General features: G+C 62.5%; 1 protein-coding gene. It reads left to right on the plus strand.

Annotated elements, in window-relative coordinates:
• Positions 1-19: 19 nt before the first annotated feature.
• A partial coding sequence (locus IVA96_RS32925) for an IS66 family transposase (RefSeq protein ID WP_247421745.1) occupies positions 20-747 on the plus strand: 728 nt, incomplete at its 3' end.

The following is a 747-nucleotide window of genomic DNA, read 5'->3' on the forward strand; positions in this document are numbered from 1 at the left end:
CATGGCGGATCGGCTGTTCATGGATGAGACCAAGGCGCCGGTACTCGATCCGGGGCGCGGCCAAACGAAGAAGGGCTACTTCTGGGCGATCGCCTCAGACGACCGCGGCCACAGCGGCCCAAGTCCGCCGATCGTGCTGTTCCGATATGCCCCCGGTCGCAGCGGTGCCTTTGCGGAGCAGTTCCTGGATGGCTTTTGCGGACGCTTCCTGCAATGCGATGCCTATGACGGTTATGACCGGCTGACCGAAGTCGTTCGACCGCAAGGGCCGTGGACGCTCGTGCATTGCTGGAGCCATTTGCGCCGGCGCTTCGTCAAATTGGTGCGCAACAGCAAGTCTCCGATCGCCGAGGCCGCCGTCCGGCAGATCGCGCAGCTTTACGCCATCGAAGCCATGGTGCGCGGCTCGTCGCCGGACATCCGGTTGGCCGCGCGCAAGGAGCACTCGCTGCCCCTCATTGCGGCTTTAAAACCGTGGTTTGAGAAGCAGCTTTCCATGATCTCCAGCGGCTCAACGCTCGCCGAGGACATCCGCTATGCGCTCAATCACTGGCAGGGGTTGACCCGCTTCCTCGAAGACGGGCGTCTCGAACTCGACACCAACCCGGTCGAGAACGCCATCCGGCCGGTCTGCCTAACCAGAAAAAATGCGCTCTTCGCGGGCCATGAAATCGGGGCAGAAAACTGGGCCATGCTGGCGTCGATAGTCGCTACCTGCAAGCTCAACAGCGTCAACCCGGCTGCCTA

Origin of the sequence: Bradyrhizobium sp. 159 (assembly GCF_023073795.1) — a bacterium.
Lineage (GTDB): Bacteria > Pseudomonadota > Alphaproteobacteria > Rhizobiales > Xanthobacteraceae > Bradyrhizobium.